This is a genomic window from Eubacterium ventriosum (genome assembly GCF_025150745.1).
GTDB lineage: Bacteria > Bacillota > Clostridia > Lachnospirales > Lachnospiraceae > Eubacterium_G > Eubacterium_G ventriosum.
The window spans coordinates 216,658-240,459 of record NZ_CP102282.1 but is presented as its reverse complement, the minus strand read 5'-3'; the positions used below and the strand labels follow the sequence as shown (position 1 = coordinate 240,459).

The following is a 23,802-nucleotide window of genomic DNA, read 5'->3' as shown; positions in this document are numbered from 1 at the left end:
CACTAGAAAATAGTGCAGCGCTCTTTTTTTGAAAGGAAATAGGAAAAATATGAGCACAAGAGGAAAAAAAGGTTGGATATTAGCATTCTCATTACCTTGTTTAGTACTGTTTTGTTTAGTATATGCCATTCCATTTGTAATGGTTATCACTACTTCATTTTGTGATTACTCACTTACACAGTCACCGGTATTTGAAGGCTTAAAGAATTTCAAGACAATATTTGCAGATCCTGATTTTTCAGTATCTATAGTTAACACTTTGAAGTGGGTATTAATTCAGTCAACGCTTCATGTAGGATTTGGTTTCGTTATGGCACTTATCTTACGTAGAAAACCAAAGGGATGGAAATTTGCAAGAGTTGCATATGTTATTCCTAACATTGTCCCGACAGCAGCAACAGCAGTAATGTTTTCATTATTATTAAACCCATCTTTTGGTGTAATCAAGATTATTTACGAAAAGTTCGGACTTGACACAACTCAGGTATTAAACTTATTCGGTAACTCAAAATATGCATTTATGACAGTGACAGCAACTTGGGTATTTTACTCAGGATTTAATATGTTAATCTTCATGGGTGAAATGGGAGCGATAAGCCCTGACATCTACGAAGCAGCAATGGTAGACGGTGCTACACCTGCACAGGCAGACAGATATATTACAATTCCATTAATGAAGAATGCATTTGGCACTTGTGTAGTTTTAGCATCAGTAGCAATGGTATCACAGTTCGATATTATTTATATGACAACTAAGGGTGGTCCAGGTAATGCAACACTTAACTTACCAACATACTTGTACAAGATTATCACTCTTGAAAACAACTATGGTAAGGCTAACGCGGTAGGTGTTATCCAGATTGCATTAGGATTAGTATTAGTTATCTTAATTCAGAAATTATTTAACCAGAAACAGGAAATGAAGGAGGTATAAAAACATGGCTAAGAAGGAAAAATACATACCAATGCCTATGCAGCTTGGTTCAGTAAAAAAACAGCCGGTTGGTGTTCGCGTAGTTTGCGGAATTTTAAAATATCTCTTTCTTGCTTTGATTGTAGTTATTTCAATCGGACCTATTATTTGGGCTGGTTTAAGTTCGTTTAAAACATATGCAGAAATTAATACATCTGCAATTGCACTTCCAAAGTCATTTAATTTTAAGAACTATGTCGATGCATTCAAATATGCACCTATTCAGGAATATTTTTTAAACAGTATCATTATCGTATTAGTCAGCGTAGCTGTTACAGTTTGCTTCGTAGCAATGTGTGCATACGTTGTAGCAAGATATAACTTTAAATTGAAAACAATCTTAGTGCTTTTAATTTCAGCATCATTGATGCTTCCAGCACAGGCCATATCACAGCCATTGTTTGCAATTTTCAAAACATTAGGTTTATACGATACAAAATTTGGACTGATTATCGTGTATGCAGCAATGGGTATTCCAATGTCATTCTTCGTAATGGTAAGTTACTACAAGACTATTCCAGTAGCGCTTGAAGAATCAGCATATATTGATGGCGCAACATTTATTCAGTCATTTACAAAGGTTGTTTTACCATTGGCTAAGCCTGGTTTGGCAACAATCGCAATGTTACAGTTTATTAATACATGGAACGAATTCTACTTCGCATTAATGCTCACAAGTGGTGATACAGCTAGAACAGTTCCAATCGCACTTAACTATTACTTAGGAACATTTGCTAATAACTACTCTGCACTGTTTGCGGCGGTAATAATCACGGTTCTTCCAACAATTATTATCTTTATTATCTTACAGAAGCAAGTTATGGAAAGTATGACAGCAGGTGCTGTAAAGGGTTAAAGAAAGGAATAGAGAATGGAAAAAAATACATATCCGGTAGAAGAATGGAAAGTTACCGAAGAAAAGTTTGTTAAAGACTGGAATTATAGAAACGAGACAACATTTGCACTTTCAAACGGCTACATTGGTACTCGTGGTACATTTGACGAAGGATATCCTTTCACGGTAGATGAAGGTCTGGAAGGAAACTTCATTAATGGCTTTTATGAAAGTGAACATATAAGATATGGTGAGTGGAACTTTGGTTTCCCTGAAACAAGCCAGTCATTACTTAATTTACCTAATTTAAAAAAGACCACTATTGAAGTAAATGGTGAAATGTTCGATTTAAAAGCAGGAGAAATAGTTGAATACAGCAGAAGCCTTCTTATGAATGAAGGTATTGTTGTAAGAAACGTTGTTTGGAAATCACCTAAGGGCAAGGAAGTTAAAGCAACATTTAAGAGATTGGTTTCTCTTGCTGATAAGAACATTATGGCTATTCAGATTAAGGTTACACCTATTAATTTTGAAGGCACAGTTAAGTTTAGTTCTTACGTTGAAGCAGGCGTTGAAAACCACACAAGAAAGACTAATCCTTTAGTTGACTATGGCCCATTTGGTAAACATCTTGTGGTAGAAGAATTAAAATCTGATGAAGATTATATTTTATACCAGGGAGAAACAAAGAACAGTAAACTTTCAATGGCTTGTGGTAGTGTTGTTGTTACAGACGGTCATATGACTGAATGTGTTATTGGAGAAGAAGACGGACATACTTCATATGAAGTTTATGCTGAAGAAGGCAAAGAAGTAACATTTGAAAAGATGATTGCTTACACTTCAGAACTTGATATGCCTAAAGAAGAAATTCTTCCATTTATTAGAGCTAAACTTTCAGAAGCAAAAGTATTAGGTTATGACAAATACGAAGCACTTCAGAAAGAAAAGATGGATGAATTCTGGAGCAAAGCCGACATTAAGATTGAAGGCGATGAAGAATTACAGCAGGGTATCAGATTTAACTTATTCCATATTATGCAGTCTGCAGGTCGTGATGGCAGAACAGGTATGGGAGCTAAGGGACTTAGTGGTGAAGGATACGAAGGTCATTATTTCTGGGATACAGAAATGTATGTACTTCCTGTATTCGTTTACACAGATTCAGAATTAGCTAAGCAGTTATTAAATTATAGATATGACACTCTTGATGATGCAAGAGACAGAGCTAAAGTTTTAGGACATATGAAAGGTGCATTGTATCCATGGAGAACTATCAATGGTAAAGAAGCATCAACATATTTTCCACTTGGAACAGCTCAGTATCATATTAATGCAGATATTGCATATGCATTTAAGCTCTACCTTGATATTACAGGTGATGACCAGTACTTAATCGACAGAGCAGCAGAAGTATTAGTTGAAACTGCAAGAGTTTGGGCAGATGTAGGATGCTTCGCAGAATGCAAGGATAACAAATATTGTATTTGTTCAGTAACAGGACCTGATGAATACAACGCAATCGTTGATAATAACTTCTATACTAACTTAATGGCAAGAGAAAACATTCGTAGTGCTATGTGGGCATTAGACAGAATGAAGAGTCTTGACGAAGATGCATACAACAAGTTAGTTGAAAAGTTAGAACTTGAAGACGAAGAACTAGAATACTGGGAAAGAATTATTAACAATATGTATTTCCCATTTGATGAAAAATTACAGATTTATCCACAGGATGACGGATTTATGATGAGAAAGCCTTGGGATGAATCTAAGATTCCGGAAGAAAAGAGACATTTATTATACGAAAATTATCATCCATTGTTTGTCTACAGACAGAAGATGTCAAAACAGGCTGATGCAATTCTTGGAATGTTACTTCATAGTAACTTCTTTACAGAAGAAGAGCTTAAGAGAAACTATGATTTCTATCAGACAGTTACACTTCATCATTCATCATTATCTACTTGTATTTTTGGAATCCTTGCAAGCCAGATTGGATACGATGAAGAAGCTTACAAGTATTTCTCACAGTCAGCAAGAATGGATCTTGATGATATGCATGATAATTTCTATGCAGGAATCCATGCAGCTAACATGGCAGGAACATGGCAGGGTATTGTATTTGGTTTCGCAGGTGTTCGTTCTAACACAGGCGAACTTACAATTCATCCAAAACTTCCTGAACAGTGGAAGTCATACGAATTCTGTGTTGAATATCATGGTAGCGATATGAGAATCAAAATTGAACAGGGTAAGGTTACATATAAATTACTTAATCAGGTTCCTATTACATTTAAGAGTAATCATGAACCTATCACTTTAAATAAGGAAGGAGAAGAATATGTCCAAGAAATATAAGGCAATATTTTTCGACTGGGACGGAACAGCCGTAATGTCAAGACAGGCTCCTGTTGAGGAAGCTGTTGCAGCTATGAAGCCTTTACTTGCAAGTGGAGTAAAGCTTGTAATTGTAAGTGGTACAACATATGACAAAATTGCCAGTGGAAAAATTCATGAACATTTCACTCCAGAGGAAGCTTCAAACCTTTATTTAGGTTTAGGCAGAGGAGCATACAACTATAAGATGGTTAACGGTCAGCCGGAGATTTTCGCTGACTGTATACCTGACACAGAAGGATTATTAAAGATTCATGATGTATGCTACAAAATCCACAGAGAGTTACTTGAAAAATATAACTTCAAAACTGATGTTGTATTTTCAAGACCAAACTACTGCAAGATTGATTTACAGGTAGAAAATGAGCGTGGCGATCAGTTATTTATGCAGGAAGATGAAATGTCACAGTTAAAGGCTATGTTAGAAGAACATGGTTTAGAAAACGGAATAATGGATTTAGTTTCATTATCTGAAAAGGTTGGAGAAGAGTTTGGACTTAAGGTATCCGCAACATGTGATGCTAAGTATCTTGAAGTTGGTATTTCATGTAAGAGTGACAATGTAGACACAATCCTTGAATCATTTAAGGATGAAGGAATCGAAGCAGAAGATTGTTCTTTCTGGGGAGACGAGTTCGTAGGAATACAGGAAGGTCTTTACGGAAGTGACAGCTTTATGCTTACACCAAAGACAGAAGCAGGAGATTTCTTCGATGTTTCTTCATTAGAAGGTGTAAGACCTGAAAAGATTCAGATTTTAGGCGGTGGTGTAGACAGATTCATTCAGTTCTTAGTTGACCAGAGTAAATAAAAAATAAACATTCTAATAATAAAAAGGGAGTTTATCATTTCAATACATATTTAATATGCAAGGAGGAAAATAATGAAAATTATAATAGCTAATGATTATGAAGATATGAGCAGAAAGGCAGCTAATTATTTATCAGCACAGGTTATTATGAAACCTGACGCAGTACTTGGATTAGCTACAGGTGAAACACCAATTGGTACTTATAAGCAGTTGGTTGAGTGGTACAACAAGGGAGACATTGATTTTTCACAGACAAGTACTATTAATCTTGATGAATATAAGGGCTTAACAGGTGATCATAAGCAGAGTTATAGATATTTCATGGATACTAACCTCTTTGACTTAATCAATATTAAGAAGTCTAATACATGCCTTCCAAACGGTATGGCTAAAGACGAAGAAGCTGAATGTGCAAGATATGAAAACATTATTAAGGAGCTTGGAAATATTGATATGCAGCTTTTAGGTATTGGCTTAAACGGACACATCGGTTTCAATGAACCGGGTGAATCTTTTGAAAAAACTACCCACTGTGTACAGCTTACACAGAGCACAATTGATGCTAATCAGAGACTTTTCGATGAAGGTGAAGCAGTTCCTGAAAAGGCATTCACAATGGGGATTAAGTCAATCATGCAGTCTAAACATATTTTATTAATTGCAAATGGTGAGAAGAAAGCACAGATTATAAGAGATGCATTCTTCGGTCCGGTAACTCCAAAGGTTCCGGCTTCAATCTTACAGTTACACAATAACGTAACAGTTATTGTTGATAAGGAAGCAGGAAAGTTAATTAAAGATGTGCTTTAGTTTCTAATATATTAATAGGAACTACAAATAAAGTTGAAAGGGTAACCGACAAGAATCGGTTAAATAAAAAGGAGGTACTTTATGAAGCAGAAGAAGATGCTTGCCCTATTGTTGTCTTTGGCAATGATAGTTACTACAGTACTTGGCAACGGTACATTCGTATCAGCGTCAGCTACTAAGGCAACAACAGGCATTAGTTATTACGTGGATTCCGTAAACGGAAATGACGATAATGACGGTACTAGTGAAACAAAAGCCTGGAAGTCACTTGAAAAAGTTAATGCAACTACTTTCAAGCCGGGTGATAAGCTTAGATTTAAAAGAGGTTGCTCATGGAGCGGTCTTTTAAGTCCAAAGGGTTCAGGTGAAAAAGGAAACCCTATTACAATTGACGCATATGGTGACGTTAAAGACGGCAGACCTGTTATCAATGGTGATAGCTGGTGTGGAGACAAAGGTGATGATTTAGAGAATCGTGTATTTAACACAGCAGTATATTTCTATAATCAGGAATACTGGGAAATCACATCTATTGAAGTAACAAACCATACAAAAACTAAAGATGATCATATTAAGAAATATGGTATCTTGATTATGGGACAGGATGCAGGAACACTTCATGAAATTAATGTAAAGAATACATACGTTCATGACGTAATTTCTATTCCAATCGGTCAGCAGGCAGGTATCGGTCGTGGTGGTATTGTATATGCTATCCGTGGTAACAAGAAAGCTACTAATTGGGAAGACATTACTGTAGAAGGAAACTATGTAAAAAATGTAAACCATTACGGTATTAACTTTATTTCAACATGGGGAAGCTCAACATTCCCTGATGAAAGTGGAATTACTGAAGGTGGCGGTGGAACATATAGAAGTAAAAATCTTGTAATTCGTAGCAATTACTGCGAAAACGTAGGTAACGCAGCTATTTGTCCATCAGATTATGAAAATGCACTTATTGAATATAATGTTGCAAATGGATGTAACAGTGGTCCTAACGGAAACGTTCCTATTTGGTGGGAACATGGTCAGAAAACAATCTGCCAGTACAACGAAGTGTTTGGTTCAGGAGCTTCCGGTGATAAGGAAGATTCACAGGCATTTGACGCTGACGTTTATGCAGACTTAAATTATGTTCAGTACAACTATACACATGACAATCCATCAGGTTCATTCTTTGAATGTGCATTAGGAACATCATATCAGACATACTACAGATATAACATCAGTGTTAATGATGGATATGGTACAAACCGTTATGGCGGTGGTGCTGTATTAACATTATGTCAGGGCGGTAATGGAAGCTTGGATGCATATAACAACTTGATTTATATGGATGCAGACCATGATGGATCTATTACACGTAGCTGGGATGATACAACAGCAGTAACTTCTACTGATAGATTTAAAATTAGAAATAATGTCATTATAACAGAAGCTCAAAAGATAGATGACAACGGAGTAAATAAGGCACAGGCTTGGGATTCACGTTATATGGGTGTTGTAAATAACAATGCTTACGGTGGAGCAAACCTTAACAATAGAAGAGCTGACGATGAAAATGCCAGGGTAGCAGTTAAGAGCGACTATGTTAAGTTAGAAGAAGGAACAAGCGCAACAGTTGAAGACGTTAACGGCGAATTTAAGATTACTTATGGTACTGTTGACGGATACAAACTTAAAGATGGAGCAACAGTTATTGACCAGGGTATTTCAGTTATCGACAATGGCGGACAGGATTTCTACGGAAACGAAGTAAAATCATTTGTTAAGCCAAACATTGGTGCTGATAACAGCTACAACAGTGGTATTAAAGAAGACCTTGGTGAAGGAAAGATTTTATTAGATTTTGATGATTGCAATAACGGAGCATTAACAGGTGTATATTCTAACTGTGACTTCGGTAACCGTGGTTGGAACGTAACAGACGGTAAATTATGGGCTACTTCATATACTAATGAAGAACAGGCTAACAAAATAGCTATTCCTGACAAGTATGCTTTAACAAGTTTTGAAGCATATTGTGCTAAAGGAACAGCTACTGTAAAGGTTGAAGCAGGAGAAGAAAGCGAGACATTTACGGTAACAGGCAAGAAGCAGACATTTACAACTAACTTTAAGAAAAAGGTTCCTGCAACATACATCGTGATTAAGTCAGATAATGGTGTAGATCAGGTTAAGTTTGATAACATTGTTTTATCAAAGAAGAAAAGAATTTCAGATACAGAAACTAATATTTCACTTGATAAGACTGTAACTACATCATCTCAGAGTGATTGGGATCCTGGATGCGTAGGATCAAACATTGTGGATGGTGATGAAACAACAATGTGGATTTCAAATGGTTGGTCAAATCAGGGTGATACAGTTACAGAAGACAGAGCAAACTTTGTTGTAGATTTAGACGGAAGTTATAATATCGAAAAATTAGATGTTACTTTCGGTGGTGATAAAGCTAAATCAGCATGGAAATATAAAGTAGAAGCTTCAACAGACAAGACTAACTGGGATGTTATCTGGGATCAGACAGCAAATGAAGAAGTTGCATCTACACAGAAAGTAACTTTAGATGAATCTATAACAGAAAAGAAATACTCATATGTTAGATTTACATTTGGAGATACTATTGAAGATGCATGGCCTGCAGTAGCAGAGTTTAACGTATACAGACCAAAAGAACTTACTAACTTTGCACTTGATGGAGAAGCAACAGCTTCAACAGTAAGTAGAGATCCTGCAAATGCAATTGACGGAAACGACGGAACACTTTGGGTAGGCGACGGAGATTCAGAAAAAGAAGGTGCTTGGTGGATGGTTGACCTTGGTAAGGCTCAGCAGATTCAGGCATTTGACTTAGTATTTGAACATGAAGTACTTCCTACACTTGAAGATGCTCAGGCGGCAACAACACCGGCTTACGGTCAGGCATGGCAGTATAAGGTAGAAGGTTCAAATGATAAGAGTAGCTGGGATATGTTATGGGATAATACAGCTAACACTGATTTCTCAAAGGAACAGTATGGTAAGATTGCAGCAGAATATGCAAATAACAAATACCAATATGTTCGTGTAACATTAACACAGTTACCACTTCACAAAGAGTCAAGAGTAGCAGTTTGGCCTGCAATTGGTGAAGTAAAAGTTTTAGGTGAAGAAGTAATCAATCCTGAAGAAGAAAACAAGATTGTTCTTACTGAAAAAGGACAGAACATTGATATTGACTTGGCATACAGCCAGCCGGTAACAGTTTCATCATCTAAGGATGGAGAAAATGTTACAGATAGAGATGCAAACACAACATGGACACCTGATGCTGATGATGAAAATCCATCATTAACAATCGGTTTAGACAGAGAATACAATATTGAAAACTTCAGCGTTGATTTTGAAGGCGAAGCTGCACCATACAAAGTATTGGTTAACACATCTGAAGGATGGGTTGAAGCAGGTTCATGTGATTCAAAAGATTCAGGAAAAGTTGTATCAGCATCAAAAGACGAAATTACAGGAATTAAGTTCCAGTTCGAAAAGGGTATGACTGCAAAAGTTTCAGAAGTACACTTTGACGGTGTTGACGCAAAAGTTAAACATCATAAGAGAATCTTAGTAATGGCACCTCACGAAGATGATGAAATGTTAATGGCAGGTGGTGTTATGAACAGAGCTGTTGCAAATGGCGACGAAGTTTACGTTGTATATGCAACAAACGGAGATTACAGTGGTGTAGACCATGGTAAATTAAGAATCAGAGATACAGTAAATGCATTAAATACAATCGGTGTACCAACAGATCACTTGTACTTCTTAGGCTATGCAGATAACGGTGGTATGGGTGTTGGACAGTACACAACAGCATTTACAGACAGTTTTGTATATAATATTTTCATTGCAGATGATAATAAAGTTATATCTTCAAGAAATGGTGTAACAAAAACATATGGTGATGAAAGTGTAAGAAATGATTATCATTATCTTATGACAGGAGAACATGCTTCATACACACGTGCTAACTTCTTAGCAGACCTTGAAAGTGTAATGAAGAGTGTTAACCCAACAGATGTTTATATGACATCAAGATACGATATGCATTATGACCATGCATACTTTGGATTATTCGGTAATGAAGCTATTAAGAATATCCAGAAGGAAAACGATAAATTCCAGCCAACAGTTCACGAAGCTATTATCCATAGCCATATGACTGATGAAGTATATCCTAAAGATCAGGGTAACTACGGTTGGGGCAAAGAACTTAACACATATTTAGGAGCTTGGCAGCACCTTGATGGTCTTGAAGAAAAGACAATGCTTAACTGGAGCGAAAGAGAAAACGTATTAACTCCATACAGCATGCGTCAGGGACCATTTAAGTATAACTTAAAGGATCAGGCACTTCGTAAGTATTCAACAGAATACTACAATTGGATTGCTTCATTCTCAAAGGTTAATGAAGTATTCTACAAGCATGAAACAAACAGTATTGGTTCACTTGCTACAGTAACAGCATCAAGTGAAAACAGCAGTGACAGCAGATGGGATGACCAGAGTGCAGTTAAGGCAGTTGACGGTATTGCAGATGGTTATGCAACAGGACTTGCTAACAAGCATACAAGATTCCCATGGGCTGAATGGGTAACAAAGAATGAAGGAAAAGGTGCTTGGTTAAATCTTGCATACGATGAAGCACAGAAAGTTACAACAATTAAACTTTATGACAGACCTAATACAGATGACCACATCACAAAATCTCACTTAGAATTTGAGGATGGAACAACACTTGAAGTTGGAGAACTTCCAAATGATGGTGCAGTTAAGGAAATCAGTCTTGGCGAAGGCAAAGAAGTTAAGAACATTAAGTTCGTAGTTGACGAAGTTTCAGAATCAACAACAGCAGTTGGTCTTGCTGAAATCGAAGTAATCAAGGCAGAAGTTAAGAAGCCTGAAGAAACAACTACAACACCAGGTTCAGAAGAAACAACAACACCTGGCACAGGTGAAGAAACAACTACACCATCAACAGGCGAAGAAACAACAACACCAGCTACAGGTGAAACAACAACAAAACCAGCCGCAGGCGAAACAACTACAGCACCAACTACAGCACCAGCTAAGGCTAATGAAGGAACAACTACAGTAGCAGCTAACAAAGATACACCAAGTGGTGCTACAGGATTAAAGGTTCCAACAGTAGTTTCAAGCAAGAAGTTAAGCGCTAAGGCTACATACAAGTTACGTCTTAAGAATACTAAGGGTGCTAAGGTTTATACTTACACAAGCAACAAGAAAGTTGCAACAATTAGTAATAAGGGTGTAATTAAGACAAAGAAGAAAGGTAAAGCTAAATTAACAATCTGCATCCAGAAGGGCAGTGTTGTAAGCCAGTACTACTTCAATGTCAAAGTTAAGGGCAAAGCTAAGACAAGCTTCAAAGTAAGCAAGATTAGCAAAGCAGGAAAGAACCTTGCAGTTGCAGACGAAACAGTTCTTAAGAAAGGCAAATCTAAGAAGATTAAATTAGCAAACCTTGCAAGTGGTGCTACAGTTAAGTATGCAACATCTAACAAGAAGGTAGCTAAGGTTTCTAAGAAGGGTAAAGTTAAAGCTGTTAAGAAAGGCAAAGCTACAATTAAGATTACAGTTACAAGTGGTGGTAAGACATACACATTATATCATGTAGTCAAAGTAAAATAGCCTGATAATATTGAAAAGCATTGCTTTCTCATATTCTCATAGTCCCGGAAGATTGGGTAACCAATCTTACCGGGACTTTTTACGCGTAACTTTAAGCGGTGCATGACTGAAATAAAATTGCGTTATGAGCTTGCTCAATAAAAGCATTTTTAATTCAGGAATATATCGCGCTAGCGCGATATGAGTATGGAACGAAGCGGAATACGAATACTGCTTATGATGTAACTATTTATCTAATACTATTCAAAAAAGTTAATAAAAAGCTGGTTAGAAAGTTAGATTTAAAGTTTAATACTTTCCAGTTGACTTTTTATATAAGGTAAACATCACATAAACTGAATCCGAAACACATAAATAAAATGTTGACAGAAGCGCATTTATTATTTAAAATATATTTAGATATTAAATAAACAAGGGAGGATAAGATAATGGGAAAACAATATGAAGAATTAGGAATAACAGATGCATTTATGTTTGCCAAAGTAATGTCTAATAAAGAGATATGCAAGCCGGTGTTAGAGCAGATATTAAACATTAAGATAAGGGACATTGAATATCTTGATTATGAAGAAACCATTCAGATTGCACCGGGTTCAAAGTCAATAAGACTGGACATCTATGTTGAAGATGACAAAAATACTGTTTTTAATCTTGAAATGCAAACGACAAATTATGAGGAGCTACCGAAGAGGTCACGATATTATCAGGACATAATTGACTTGAAATTAATTGAAAAAGGTCAATCTTATGATATACTAAAAACAAGCTATGTAATATTTATTTGTACCTTTGATTTTTTTGAAAAGAATAGAAGTATTTATGAATTTGAGAATATATGTATTGATGATTCGGATATAAAATTAAATGATGGAACTCATAAGATTTTCTTAAATACCAAAGGTAACAGAGATGGCATAAGCGAAGAACTACAGATGTTGTTAGATTATTTTGATGGCAGAGAACCTGAAAGTCAACTAGCAAAGGACATAGACAGGAAAGTGTTTGAAGCCAGAAACAATAAACAGTGGAGGCGAGAGTATATGTCATATCAGATGGAATTAGATAGGCAGTATAGAAATGGTAGAGAAGAAGGAATAAAAGAAGGAATGGAGAAAGGTTCAGAATTAGCAACAGAAAATATTAATAAGTTACTTAAAATTTTGATAGTAGAAAAGAAATACGATGAGATTGAAAAAATATCAGAGAATAAAGAGTACCAAAAAGAACTAATGAAGAAATATAATATTATTGAAGATTAATAGTGAAAAGAAATCAGTTGTCCACCAGCAATTGGTTTCTTTCATTATATGGGAGAATAAGTATATGAAGAAGATTTTGATTGTGGAAGATGATAATACAATAAGCAATGAATTGAAGGAATTGTTAATAAACTCAGGATACAAAGCAGAGGTGCTTGAAGATTTTCAAAATTCTAAAGAGAAGATTTTGGAAAGTCAGGCAGATTTGATTCTTTTGGATATTAATATTCCCGGAATTAATGGGGAGATTCTTTTAAAAGAGATAAGGAAGGTATCGGATGTACCAATTATTATGGTTACAAGTAGAACCAGTGAAGTGGACGAGGTGCTTACAATGTCCTATGGGGCAGACGATTTTATAACCAAGCCTTATAGTCCTACGGTTTTACTTCTTAGAATCCAGAATATTTTTAAAAGAATGGAGCCTAAGTCGGACAGAATCAGATATAAGGATTTGGAAATAAATATAGGCAAGGGTTCTATAAGTAACGGCAGCAAAGAGATTAATTTGACAAAGAATGAAATGATTATTTTTTCTTACCTACTTAATAACCGTGAAAAAATAGTAACCAGAGATGAGTTGATGACGGACTTGTGGAATAATGAAGAGTATATTAACGACAATGCATTGACGGTAAATATTAGCAGATTAAGAAATAAGTTGTCAGAAGTGGGATACGATAAAGCCATAGAAACAAGAAAGGGGCAAGGATATATTTTAGTATGAAATTAGACAAATACTTGTGGGACAAAAAAATAAATATATCCATTTTGGCAGTAGGATATTTCATTATAGTGGCAATGCTTGTTGCGTTTAAGGCTCAAAACAGTCTGATAATTGGAATAACAATTGTGTATATTGCAGTAGTTGTGGCAAGTTTTCTTATTGATTTTTTCAGAAAAAAGAATTTTTATGATGAATTTACAGCTAACACCGAAAAACTGGACAAGAAATATCTAGTTTTGGAAATGCTTAAAGAGCCTGAATTTTATGAGGGAAAGATTTTGTATGACAATCTTTATGAGATAGACAAGTCAATGGCTGAAAATGTAAACAAATATAATCATAGCATTGAGGATTTTAAGGAATACATAGAGATGTGGATTCATGAGGTAAAGATTCCAATTGCCAGCCTTGTGCTGATGTGCCATAACCATAAAGGTGAGATTGACGAAAAATATATTAAGCAAATAAGAAGGTTGGATAATTATACAGACCAGGTTTTGTATTATATTAGAAGTAACTATTCCGAGAACGATTATCTAATAAAAGAAGTGGGACTTAATAAGGCTGTGGGGGAAGTTTTGATTAAGAACAGAGATGATTTGCTTGAAAACAAAATTAATATTCAGGTGGATTTGAATAATTATTCAGTGTTTACCGATTCTAAATGGTTTCAGTTTATATTAAATCAGATTATTAATAATAGTATAAAATATAAAAAAGCAGGAGTTGAATCGATTATAAAAATAACCGCAAGTCAGACGAAAGATGAGACTACTATTGAAATTTTTGATAACGGAATCGGAATACCAAGGAAGGATTTAAAGAAGGTTTTCAATAAGTCCTTCACAGGCGAAAACGGAAGAATCGGGGCCAAGTCAACGGAAATGGGTTTGTATATTGCCGATAGATTGTGTAAGAAATTAGGACACAGAATAGAAATTGAGTCAGAACAAAATGTGGATGGAACGTCTGACAGTTATACAAAAGTAAAAATTGTTTTTGGCAGAAATGATTATCTAACATTACAAAATTGTAATGTTAAGTAATGTTAGAATGACGACCGAGGAATCAAAACAGAGTAACATAGTATTTGCAAAGAGAAATTAAAGGAGTTAATACTATGGAAAACATTTTAAAAATTGAAAGTATTGAAAAGTATTATGGAAACAAGTCTAGTCTGACTAAAGCCATAAATAATATCTCATTTCAGGTTGAAAAAGGTGAGTTTGTAGCAATTATGGGAGCTTCCGGTTAGGGGAAGACTACATTACTTAATTGCATTTCTACAATTGACAAAGTTACATCAGGTAACATTTATGTTGCAGGAAGAAACATAACTAATTTAAATGGTAAAGAACTTAACAAATTTAGAAGAGAAGAATTGGGATTTATTTTTCAGGATTTTAACTTGCTTGATACACTTACAGCTTATGAAAATATAGCGTTGGCGTTATCTATTCAGGGCGTTAAGCCAGACGAGATAGATGCAAGAATCAGAGAAGTGGCAAGAGAGTTAGATATTGAAAGTGTGCTTAAAAAATATCCTTACGAAATGTCAGGAGGACAGAAGCAACGTGTGGCAAGTGCAAGAGCCATTATTACTGAGCCTAAATTGATTTTGGCAGATGAGCCAACAGGGGCACTTGACTCAAAATCATCAAAAATGTTGTTAGAAAAAATCAGCTATTTAAATATTAAGAATATGGCAACAATTCTGATGGTTACACATGATGCCTTTACGGCAAGTTACGCATCAAGAGTAATATTTATCAAGGATGGCAGAATCTTTAATGAACTTCTCAGAGAAGGAAGAAACAGAAAAGAGTTTTTTGATGATATTATGGACGTGGTAACAATGTTAGGTGGAGAGTTAAACGATGCTTTTTAAATTATCATTAAAAAATATTGTAAAGAGTATTAAGGATTACGCCATCTATTTCTTTACTCTTGTGTTAGGTGTTGCAATTTTTTATGTGTTTAATGCCATTGAGTCACAGACTGTAATGATGAAGGTTTCTGATAATACAGCTGAAATTATAAGATTGATGACAAATGTATTGTCGGGTGTAAGCGTTTTTGTATCATTTGTTTTAGGATTTTTAATTATTTATGCTTCGAGATTTTTAATAAAAAGAAGAAACAGGGAGTTTGGAATATACTTAACGCTTGGAATGGGAAAAAGGAAAATATCTTTTATTCTTTTTATTGAAACTTTGGCTATAGGTATGATTTCTTTAGCTACAGGACTTACAGTAGGTGCAGGATTATCACAACTTATGAGTATTTTTGTGGCAAATATGTTTGAAGCAGACATGACAAAGTTTAAGTTTGTATTTTCTCTAAGTGCATGTATTAAAACATTAGTTTATTTTGGAATTATATACATTCTCGTAATGTTGTTTAATACTATTATAATTGGAAGATGTAAATTAATAGATCTTATTAATGGAAATCGAAAATCAGAAAAGGTCACAATGAAGAATCCTATTGTGTGCATCTTTGTTTTCATAATTTCTATGGCTTTTATAGGCTACGGTTATTACGGTGTAATGGGTGGATATAGTAATTTAGATGACCAAATGTTATTTAAAGTAATTTTTGCAGGAAGTGTGGGAACATTGTTTTTGTTCTGGTCATTATCAGGTTTGATTTTGAAAATAGTAATGTCTGTTAAAAAGGTATACTACAAAGATTTAAACAGTTTTGTATTAAGACAGATTAGCAGCAAAATTAACACAACTGTAGTTCAGATTACAATTATATGCTTAATGTTATTTGTTACTATTTGTATTTTTTCAAGTGCATTATCTATAAAAACTTCCATGGATAACAATATTAAGGAACTGGTACCTGTTGACATTCAGTTGTCAAAGAATGTTAACAGCGACTTTAGTGATAATAAGAAAATAGCTAAAGATAACAAGATTTCCATTGAGAATACTTTGACAAATAATGGTTTTGATTGCAAAACTAATTTTAAAGACATTGTGAAATTCAATACTTACGAAGCAGATAAGTTTACAATTAAGGATACACTTGGGGACAGTTATAAGCAGGTGGCAGAACAGTATAAGTTTTTGGCTGTTGACAATAATGAAGTCATAATGAAATTAAGCGATTACAATAAGATTGCAAAGCAGTATGGTCATACAACTTACGAACTTAAAGATGATCAGTATATGATAATTGCCAATTTTGTAAATATGATGGAGATTAGAAATATTGCTCTAAGGAACGGGGAAAAGATAACGATAAATGGAAAGGATTATAGTCCTAAGTTTAATCAATGCAAAACCGGATTCGTTGAAATATCAGGAAGCGTGTCTGAAACAGGAGTCTTCATATTGCCTGATAAGGCAGTGGAAAATTTAGAGTTACATCAAATATGGCTAAATGCCAATTATAATGCATCCACAAAAGAACAGCGACAGAAGGTTGAGAATGAAATAAACAAATTAATTGAAAAAACATGGCTTAAAACATCAATAATGACAGTAAATACAAAAAATGATATTGAACAGTCATGCATAGGATTAAGTGCCATGGTTACTTTTATTGGACTTTATCTTGGAATAATATTCCTGATTTCAAGTGCGGCAATACTTGCTTTAAAAGAATTGTCTGAGTCAACAGACAACAGGGAAAGATATGTAATGCTTAGAAAACTTGGTGCCGATGAGAAAATGCTAAACAAAGCATTGTTTAAACAGATAGGGCTGTTCTTCGGATTTCCGCTTTTCATAGCAATCATACATTCAATCGTAGGAATAAAATTCTGCAATACAATACTTCTATCAATTGGCCGAACAGGACTGTTACCATCAATAATAATGACAGGTGCATTTCTTGTGGTAATATATGGAGGATACTTTGTGATAACGTATTGGTGTAGCAAGAATATAATAAAGTAGAAATAATATTACAAGATTAATATAAGATAATATAGTATTAGAATATTGTAGCTGAAAAGCTGGTTATCAGTATAATAAAGATATAGAACAATTGAATAAAGAAAGATTAAGAAAGCAGTTACATTTGCGGTGGGACGCAGATGTGGCTGCTTTTTCTACAATCAAGCTAAGCGGCAATTCCTTCCAGCCGGAACTATATGAAATCTTCAATAATCCCAAAAACCTCATTGACAAATTGTATATACTGTATATAATGAAATATATACAGTATATACAATGCATTGATTAGAACTGGAGGTAACAATTTGAAAATTATTATATCGAATCAATCTGAACTTCCTATATATGCGCAGATAAGGGAGCAGATTAAGGAACAGATTCTTAACGGACAGATTAAAGAAGGAGAGATTCTTCCATCTATTAGAAGTTTAGCTAAGGATGTTGGGGTAAGTGTTATTACAACAACAAGAGCTTATAATGATTTGGAGAAGGAAGGTTTTATAGCAACTATGCAGGGAAAGGGCAGTGTTGTCTTATCCAGCAATAATAAGATTTTGAAGGAACAATTTATTATGAGAATAGAAGAAGGAATAGAAACTGCCGTGGAATCGGCAAAGCAGATTGGTATGACAAAAGACGAGATAATTGCCATTGTTGATTCAGTATGGCAGCAGGATTAAAAAGGTACAATAGGCACTAATATTAATATCCGTGAAAGGAGTAGAAAATGAATATTTTGGAAGTAAGAAATTTAAATAAAACATATAAAGATTTTCAATTGAAAGATGTAAATCTGACAATTCCAAAGGGATATATAATGGGATTTGTAGGACAAAACGGGGCAGGAAAAACAAGTACCATTAATCTGATTAATCATATATGTAAGTGTGATTCGGGTTCAATAAAGATAGATGGAATATCATATGCGGATGATCCTGTAAGATACAAAGAAAGCATAGCTTACGTTGGTGATGAATGTTATTTTACAAAAGGTCTTAAGGTAAAAAATGTAAAACGGACATTAAAGGAATTTTATCCTACATTTGATAGCGAAAAGTTTGACAGCTTAATTGAAAAATATAATCTTCCAATAAACAAAAACATTATTAACTTTTCAAGAGGAATGAAAGTGAAATTAATGTTTGCTACAGTATTTTCAAGAGATGCCAAATTATTGATTTTGGATGAAGCGACTAATGGACTTGATCCTGTTGTGAGGGAAGAATTAATGGGGGAACTTCAGAAATATATTGAAAATGGTGAAAGAAGCATTTTGTTTTCAACACATGTGTTAAGTGATTTGGAAGAAATTGCAGATTATATTACTTTTATAGATAACGGTAGAATTATTCTTCAGAAGCCTAAAGATGAAATGCTTGAGGAATATATGATTATAAAAGGTGATTATGGTAATTTAACAGAACAACAGAAAAAATATTTAATTGGAGTAGAAAATAAAAATTACGGATTTGAGGCATTAATTGAAAGCAATAATGCACAGAATTTTGACGGTCAGTTTGTTTTTGAAAAGCCAAATGTGTCACAGATTATGTTACATACAATTAAAGAAGGGAGAATGTAATAATGGCAAAGATATTATTTATGAAATATGATTTTAGAAAAATGAAATTATTATACTTGGCATCCATAGTTCTGTTTGCACCATTAGGATATGTTATGGCATATTCAACTGAGAACATTCTTTCTGCTTATTCATATATGCTCCTTATTTCTACAATAGTACCAACGTCACTATTTACATATGAACAAAGAGCAGATTGTGGTTTTGATTTAATGCTACCTGCAAAGGAAGGTGATAGAATTGCAGGAAGATATCTTATAAGTGCAGTAACGATTATATATGAATTTTTATTGGGAACAGTAATTGCATTTATTTTGACAAAAACAACACAGGCAGTTTGGTTTGACATATCAGTTATATTTAAATTTTTTGTAGGTGGAATTTTAATATGTATGTCTATAGAATTGTGCATATTATACATTATAGGAAGAGGGATAAACCCACAAGTTAGAAGCGTAATGATTATGCTTCCTAATATGATAATATGGGGGATTGCTTATGCAGCAATAAATATTTTTAGCGATAAACTATCAAGTGCAAAGGGAATATTTAGCAATTTTGAAATGCTTGGAAATATAGTGTTAATTGTTAGCCTGATCTTTTATATTGCTTCTATGTATGTATCGACATATATAGTAAAGAAAAAGGATTTTCGATAAAATTTACAGTCCAAATTTGTAATATAAATAATTAATTTCAAAGTTAGTTCATTTCATAGAAAAAACATATTTTTTTACAAGAATATTTAACAAAAATATTGAATTTGCAGTATAATATGTTTATAGTTATTTAGGGTATAACTATATTGATAAGGACTAAAATTTAAATCAGTAGTAACTGATTACTTAGGAGGTAATATTATATGAGCAAATACGAAGGAACACAGACAGAAAAGAATTTAGAGGCAGCTTTTGCAGGAGAATCACAGGCAAGAAATAAATATACTTATTTTGCTTCAAAGGCTAAGAAGGAAGGCTTTGAGCAGATTGCATCATTATTTTTAAAAACTGCTGACAATGAAAAAGAACATGCTAAGATGTGGTTTAAGGAATTAAACGGAATCGGCGATACAGCACAGAATCTTGAAGCTGCAGCAGAAGGCGAAAACTATGAATGGACAGATATGTATGAAGGTTTTGCAAAAACTGCAGAAGAGGAAGGTTTCCCTGAATTAGCAGAGAAGTTCCGTATGGTTGGTGAAATCGAAAAACATCATGAAGAAAGATATAGAGCACTTCTTAAGAATGTTGAAACAGCTAAGGTTTTTGAAAAGAGCGAAGTTAAAGTTTGGGAATGTCGTAACTGCGGACATATTATTGTTGGTACAAAGGCACCTGAAGTATGTCCTGTATGTAATCATCCACAGAGCTATTTTGAAGTACATGCTGAAAATTACTAGAATAAGATAATAAAGTTTGTTATGATAAAGGAGCAGCTTAATAGTTGCTCTTTTTTCTTATGCATTGAAAATTATAAGAATTAAAAATAGTATGAATATAAATAGAAAATAAAAAATTAAATAGAAAAGGTTTAGAAAGTTGACAATAAAATGAAAAATAGATTTTTTAAGTACGTATCTCAGAATATTTTGGCAATGATAGGATTGTCATTATACATTTTGGCAGACACTTATTTTATTTCTAAAGCAGTAGGTGCCAACGGCATAACTGCGCTAAATATGGCATTGCCTGTGTATGGGGTTATATTTGCATTGGGACAGATGGTAGGTGTAGGTTCAGCAATTAGATATTCAATAGTAAAAGAACAGTACAGGAATTCTAATAAGGATGGTAGTAATGAATGCGACAAATATTTCTCAGGCGCTTTGTTTTGGGGGCTTGTTATAGGTGTGATTTTTGCCGTTTTGGGCCTGGTTTTCCCAGACAAAATCGTAGAAATAATGGGTGGAGACGAAACAATTGTAGCAATTGGAGTTCCATATTTTAGAATATTTATGTCATTTTCGCCATTTTTTATTTTTAATTACACATGTAATGCTTTTGTCAGAAATGATGGTAATCCGTCGGTAAGTATGGCAGCTACATTAATAAGTAGTCTTTTTAATATTGTTTTTGACTATATTTTGATGTTTCCACTTGGAATGGGAATGCCGGGTGCTGCCCTTGCAACAGCACTTTCTCCTGTAGTTGGAGTTATGATTTGTATGATACATTTCCTATCTAAGAAAAATACAGTAAAGTTCAAATGGTTTAAAACATCCCTGACACGACTTTTCCATTGCTGCCAGGTTGGAATGTCAGCTTTCGTTGGGGAAATGTCAGGAGCTGTTATAGTTATGGTTTTTAATTTTATAATATTAAGACTAACTGGAAATATTGGTGTAGCAGCATACGGGGTTGTGGCAAATACAGCACTGGTGGCAGTTGCAGTTTTTAACGGTGTAGCACTTGGTTCACAACCGTTAATCAGCGAAAGTTATGGCAAGCATAACATAAAGGATATTAAGTTAATTGAAAAATTAGGCGTGGCAACGGCGTTGGGACTTGCAGTAATTATTGTGATGATGATATGGGGCTTTACAGATACAATAGTTGGTGTGTTTAACAGTCAGGGCAGTGATAGGCTTTTAAGCCTTGCAAGAGTAGGACTTAGAATATATTTTATTGGTTTTCTTTTTGCGGGAATTAACATATTTTGCTCAAGTGCATTAAGCGCCATAGCTTCAGTTAAATGGGCATTCGTTCTTTCCATACTTAAAGGTTTTGTGGTAGTAAATGTATGCGCCGCAATTCTTGCACCAATCTTTGGAATGAATGGTGTTTGGGTAGCATTTCCTTTATCGGAATTTATTTTGTTAATTATTTCAGGGTTTGCGATGAAAAAATCCATTGGTGCCTTGGAAAGTGAAAGATAAGATTTGCCATAAATGGCAGAAAGGTGGTACAAATGAAAAAATATAATTGGGCAACACTTGGATGTGGAGTTATAGCCAACGAATTGGCTGCGGCAATGGAGAAAAAAGGCGAAAAGCTTTATTCGGTAGCTAACCGTACACATGAGAAGGCTGTGCAGTTTGCAGAAAAATACGGGATCGAAAAAGTTTATGATAATATTGATCAGGTTTTTGAAGACGAAAATGTAGACATTATATATATTTCAACGCCGCACAACACTCATATAGAATTTTTAAGAAAAGCATTAAAGGCAGGAAAACACGTTCTCTGCGAAAAGTCAATTACTCTTAACAGCGAAGAGCTTGAAGAGGCTGTTAATCTTGCAAAAGAGAATAATGTAGTTCTTGCAGAGGCAATGACAATATATCATATGCCTATATATAAGAAGTTAAACGAAATTATCAGTTCAGGAAAACTGGGGGATTTAGGTCTTATCCAGATGAATTTTGGTAGTTACAAGGAATATGATATGACTAACAGATTTTTTAACAGAAATCTTGCAGGTGGGGCAATGCTTGATATTGGCGTATATGCGTTGTCTTTTGTAAGATGGTTTATGACATCAGTGCCTGATCAGGTGGTTTCACAGGTAAAAATGGCTCCTACGGGAGTGGATGAACAGGCAGGAATTTTACTTAAAAATAAAGAAGAGGAAATGGCAACGGTTATGCTTTCGCTTCACTGCAAGCAACCTAAACGCGGAACAATCGCTTTTGACAAGGGATATATTGAAATCTTTGAATATCCAAGAGGGCAGGAAGCAGTAATTACTTATACTGAGGACGGTCACAAGGAAACAATTACCGGTGGAAATACTAAAGATGCACTTTATTATGAAGTGAAAGATATGGAAAAAACAATTGATAGAATAGGAGATTTCACATATCTTGAATATACTAAGGATGTTATGCAGATTATGACTGACATAAGAAAACAGTGGGGCATGACATATCCTGAGGAAGAAAAATAAGTTAAAAAAATATATACATTTTTTCAAAATGTGCTATACTTTAGTTAGACAAGACTAACCAAAAAGTATAGCATTTTTTTGAAATGAGGTGATTATAATGTTAAACTTAACAGCAACATCTTTGTTTGACGGAACATTAGCCACATTCCTTGTTGTATTTACTTTGCTATTAATTTTAATAACAAAAAATAATATTAGGAAAAGACTTATGTAAAATTTTAACAAAAGTAACAAAAGACTCACTAAACTTGTTGACAACTAATGCACGTTAGAGTATACTAACTATCGAAAATGAAATTGATTATCAATAATCAGTATGATTACGAAAGAAGGTATAAAATGATGCCATTAACAGTAGCCGGTGTAGGCGTAGCTAGTACAATTAAAAAGATTGGTGGAAAAGAAGAAACAAGAAAGTTCTTAGAAAATCTGGGGTTTGTAGTCGGTGGGACTGTTACGGTCGTATCAGAAATCGGTGGAAATATGATTGTTAATGTGAAAGATTCAAGAGTTGCCATTGGAAAAGATATGGCTAATAAGATTATGGTCTAAGATACGGTTTTTGTATTGATTATAGTTAAAATCCGGTTTTATATTAATTAAGCTTTTAATATGATTTAAAAAAGATATGTATGTCATATATCTTTTTAAATATAAATACAATAATGAAATAAGGAGCACATTATGAAAACATTAAAGGAAGTAAAATGTGGCCAAACAGTAAAGGTTACAAAACTTACAGGCTCTGGTCCCGTTAAAAGAAGAATTATGGATATGGGTATTACTAAAGGTGTCGACATTTATGTAAGAAAAGTTGCACCACTTGGAGATCCTGTGGAAGTAACAGTTAGAGGATATGAGTTATCTTTAAGAAAAGCTGATGCTGAGATGATTGAAGTTGAATAACTTTTTTTA

Annotated in this window: 18 protein-coding genes and 1 pseudogene; all 19 read left to right on the top strand. The window is 34.3% G+C overall.

Going from position 1 to position 23,802, the window contains the following annotated elements; genetic code table 11:
- Positions 1–49 precede the first annotated feature (49 nt).
- The 19 genes and pseudogenes from NQ558_RS01040 (at position 50) to NQ558_RS00950 (ending at position 23,793) form a co-directional block, all read left to right on the top strand.
- On the top strand, positions 50–934 hold the full coding sequence (locus NQ558_RS01040; RefSeq protein WP_005362553.1) for a carbohydrate ABC transporter permease: 885 nt from the start codon (positions 50–52) through the stop codon (positions 932–934).
- A 4-nt stretch (positions 935–938) separates the two neighbouring features.
- Positions 939–1,829 carry a carbohydrate ABC transporter permease gene (locus tag NQ558_RS01035; protein ID WP_005362555.1) on the top strand — a complete coding sequence of 297 codons (891 nt, stop codon included), beginning with the start codon at positions 939–941 and terminating at the stop codon, positions 1,827–1,829.
- Between the two features lie 15 nt (positions 1,830–1,844).
- Complete coding sequence (locus tag NQ558_RS01030) at positions 1,845–4,169, top strand: glycoside hydrolase family 65 protein (protein ID WP_005362557.1); 2,325 nt, start codon at positions 1,845–1,847, stop codon at positions 4,167–4,169.
- Positions 4,153–5,019 carry an HAD family hydrolase gene (locus NQ558_RS01025; protein WP_005362558.1) on the top strand — a complete coding sequence of 289 codons (867 nt, stop codon included), beginning with the start codon at positions 4,153–4,155 and terminating at the stop codon, positions 5,017–5,019. Before NQ558_RS01030 ends, NQ558_RS01025 begins: the two co-directional genes overlap by 17 nt.
- Positions 5,020–5,091: 72 nt before the next feature.
- Positions 5,092–5,829: a glucosamine-6-phosphate deaminase gene (gene nagB, locus NQ558_RS01020; RefSeq protein WP_005362560.1), complete on the top strand. Its 738-nt coding sequence runs from the start codon at positions 5,092–5,094 to the stop codon at positions 5,827–5,829.
- Between the two features lie 81 nt (positions 5,830–5,910).
- Positions 5,911–11,523, top strand: coding sequence for a DUF7402 domain-containing protein (locus NQ558_RS01015; RefSeq protein ID WP_005362561.1), 5,613 nt, complete (start codon positions 5,911–5,913; stop codon positions 11,521–11,523).
- A gap of 428 nt (positions 11,524–11,951) precedes the next feature.
- Positions 11,952–12,782, top strand: coding sequence for an Rpn family recombination-promoting nuclease/putative transposase (locus tag NQ558_RS01010; RefSeq protein WP_005362562.1), 831 nt, complete (start codon positions 11,952–11,954; stop codon positions 12,780–12,782).
- Between the two features lie 64 nt (positions 12,783–12,846).
- Positions 12,847–13,509: a response regulator transcription factor gene (locus NQ558_RS01005; RefSeq protein WP_005362563.1), complete on the top strand. Its 663-nt coding sequence runs from the start codon at positions 12,847–12,849 to the stop codon at positions 13,507–13,509.
- Positions 13,506–14,555 (top strand): sensor histidine kinase, encoded by a 1,050-nt coding sequence (locus NQ558_RS01000; RefSeq protein WP_005362567.1) that lies wholly within the window; start codon positions 13,506–13,508, stop codon positions 14,553–14,555. The genes NQ558_RS01005 and NQ558_RS01000 overlap by 4 nt, the downstream gene beginning before the upstream one ends.
- 74 nt (positions 14,556–14,629) lie before the next feature.
- Positions 14,630–15,397: pseudogene (locus NQ558_RS00995) on the top strand (ABC transporter ATP-binding protein).
- Positions 15,387–17,420: an FtsX-like permease family protein gene (locus NQ558_RS00990; RefSeq protein ID WP_005362573.1), complete on the top strand. Its 2,034-nt coding sequence runs from the start codon at positions 15,387–15,389 to the stop codon at positions 17,418–17,420. Before NQ558_RS00995 ends, NQ558_RS00990 begins: the two are co-directional and overlap by 11 nt.
- Positions 17,421–17,725: 305 nt before the next feature.
- Positions 17,726–18,100, top strand: a complete 375-nt coding sequence (locus NQ558_RS00985; RefSeq protein WP_040446978.1) for a GntR family transcriptional regulator — start codon at positions 17,726–17,728, stop codon at positions 18,098–18,100.
- Between the two features lie 47 nt (positions 18,101–18,147).
- Positions 18,148–19,002, top strand: coding sequence for an ABC transporter ATP-binding protein (locus tag NQ558_RS00980; RefSeq protein WP_005362577.1), 855 nt, complete (start codon positions 18,148–18,150; stop codon positions 19,000–19,002).
- Between the two features lie 2 nt (positions 19,003–19,004).
- Entirely contained in the window at positions 19,005–19,661 is a 657-nt protein-coding gene (locus tag NQ558_RS00975; RefSeq protein WP_005362580.1) for an ABC-2 transporter permease, read from the top strand.
- A gap of 203 nt (positions 19,662–19,864) precedes the next feature.
- Complete coding sequence (rbr, locus tag NQ558_RS00970; RefSeq protein WP_005362582.1) at positions 19,865–20,401, top strand: rubrerythrin; 537 nt, start codon at positions 19,865–19,867, stop codon at positions 20,399–20,401.
- Between the two features lie 150 nt (positions 20,402–20,551).
- Positions 20,552–21,877 carry an MATE family efflux transporter gene (locus tag NQ558_RS00965; protein WP_005362584.1) on the top strand — a complete coding sequence of 442 codons (1,326 nt, stop codon included), beginning with the start codon at positions 20,552–20,554 and terminating at the stop codon, positions 21,875–21,877.
- A gap of 32 nt (positions 21,878–21,909) precedes the next feature.
- Positions 21,910–22,887: a Gfo/Idh/MocA family protein gene (locus NQ558_RS00960; RefSeq protein WP_005362585.1), complete on the top strand. Its 978-nt coding sequence runs from the start codon at positions 21,910–21,912 to the stop codon at positions 22,885–22,887.
- Between the two features lie 339 nt (positions 22,888–23,226).
- Positions 23,227–23,439 carry a FeoA family protein gene (locus tag NQ558_RS00955; RefSeq protein ID WP_040446979.1) on the top strand — a complete coding sequence of 71 codons (213 nt, stop codon included), beginning with the start codon at positions 23,227–23,229 and terminating at the stop codon, positions 23,437–23,439.
- Positions 23,440–23,571: 132 nt separating this feature from the next.
- Positions 23,572–23,793 (top strand): FeoA family protein, encoded by a 222-nt coding sequence (locus NQ558_RS00950; RefSeq protein ID WP_005362589.1) that lies wholly within the window; start codon positions 23,572–23,574, stop codon positions 23,791–23,793.
- Positions 23,794–23,802 lie beyond the last annotated feature (9 nt).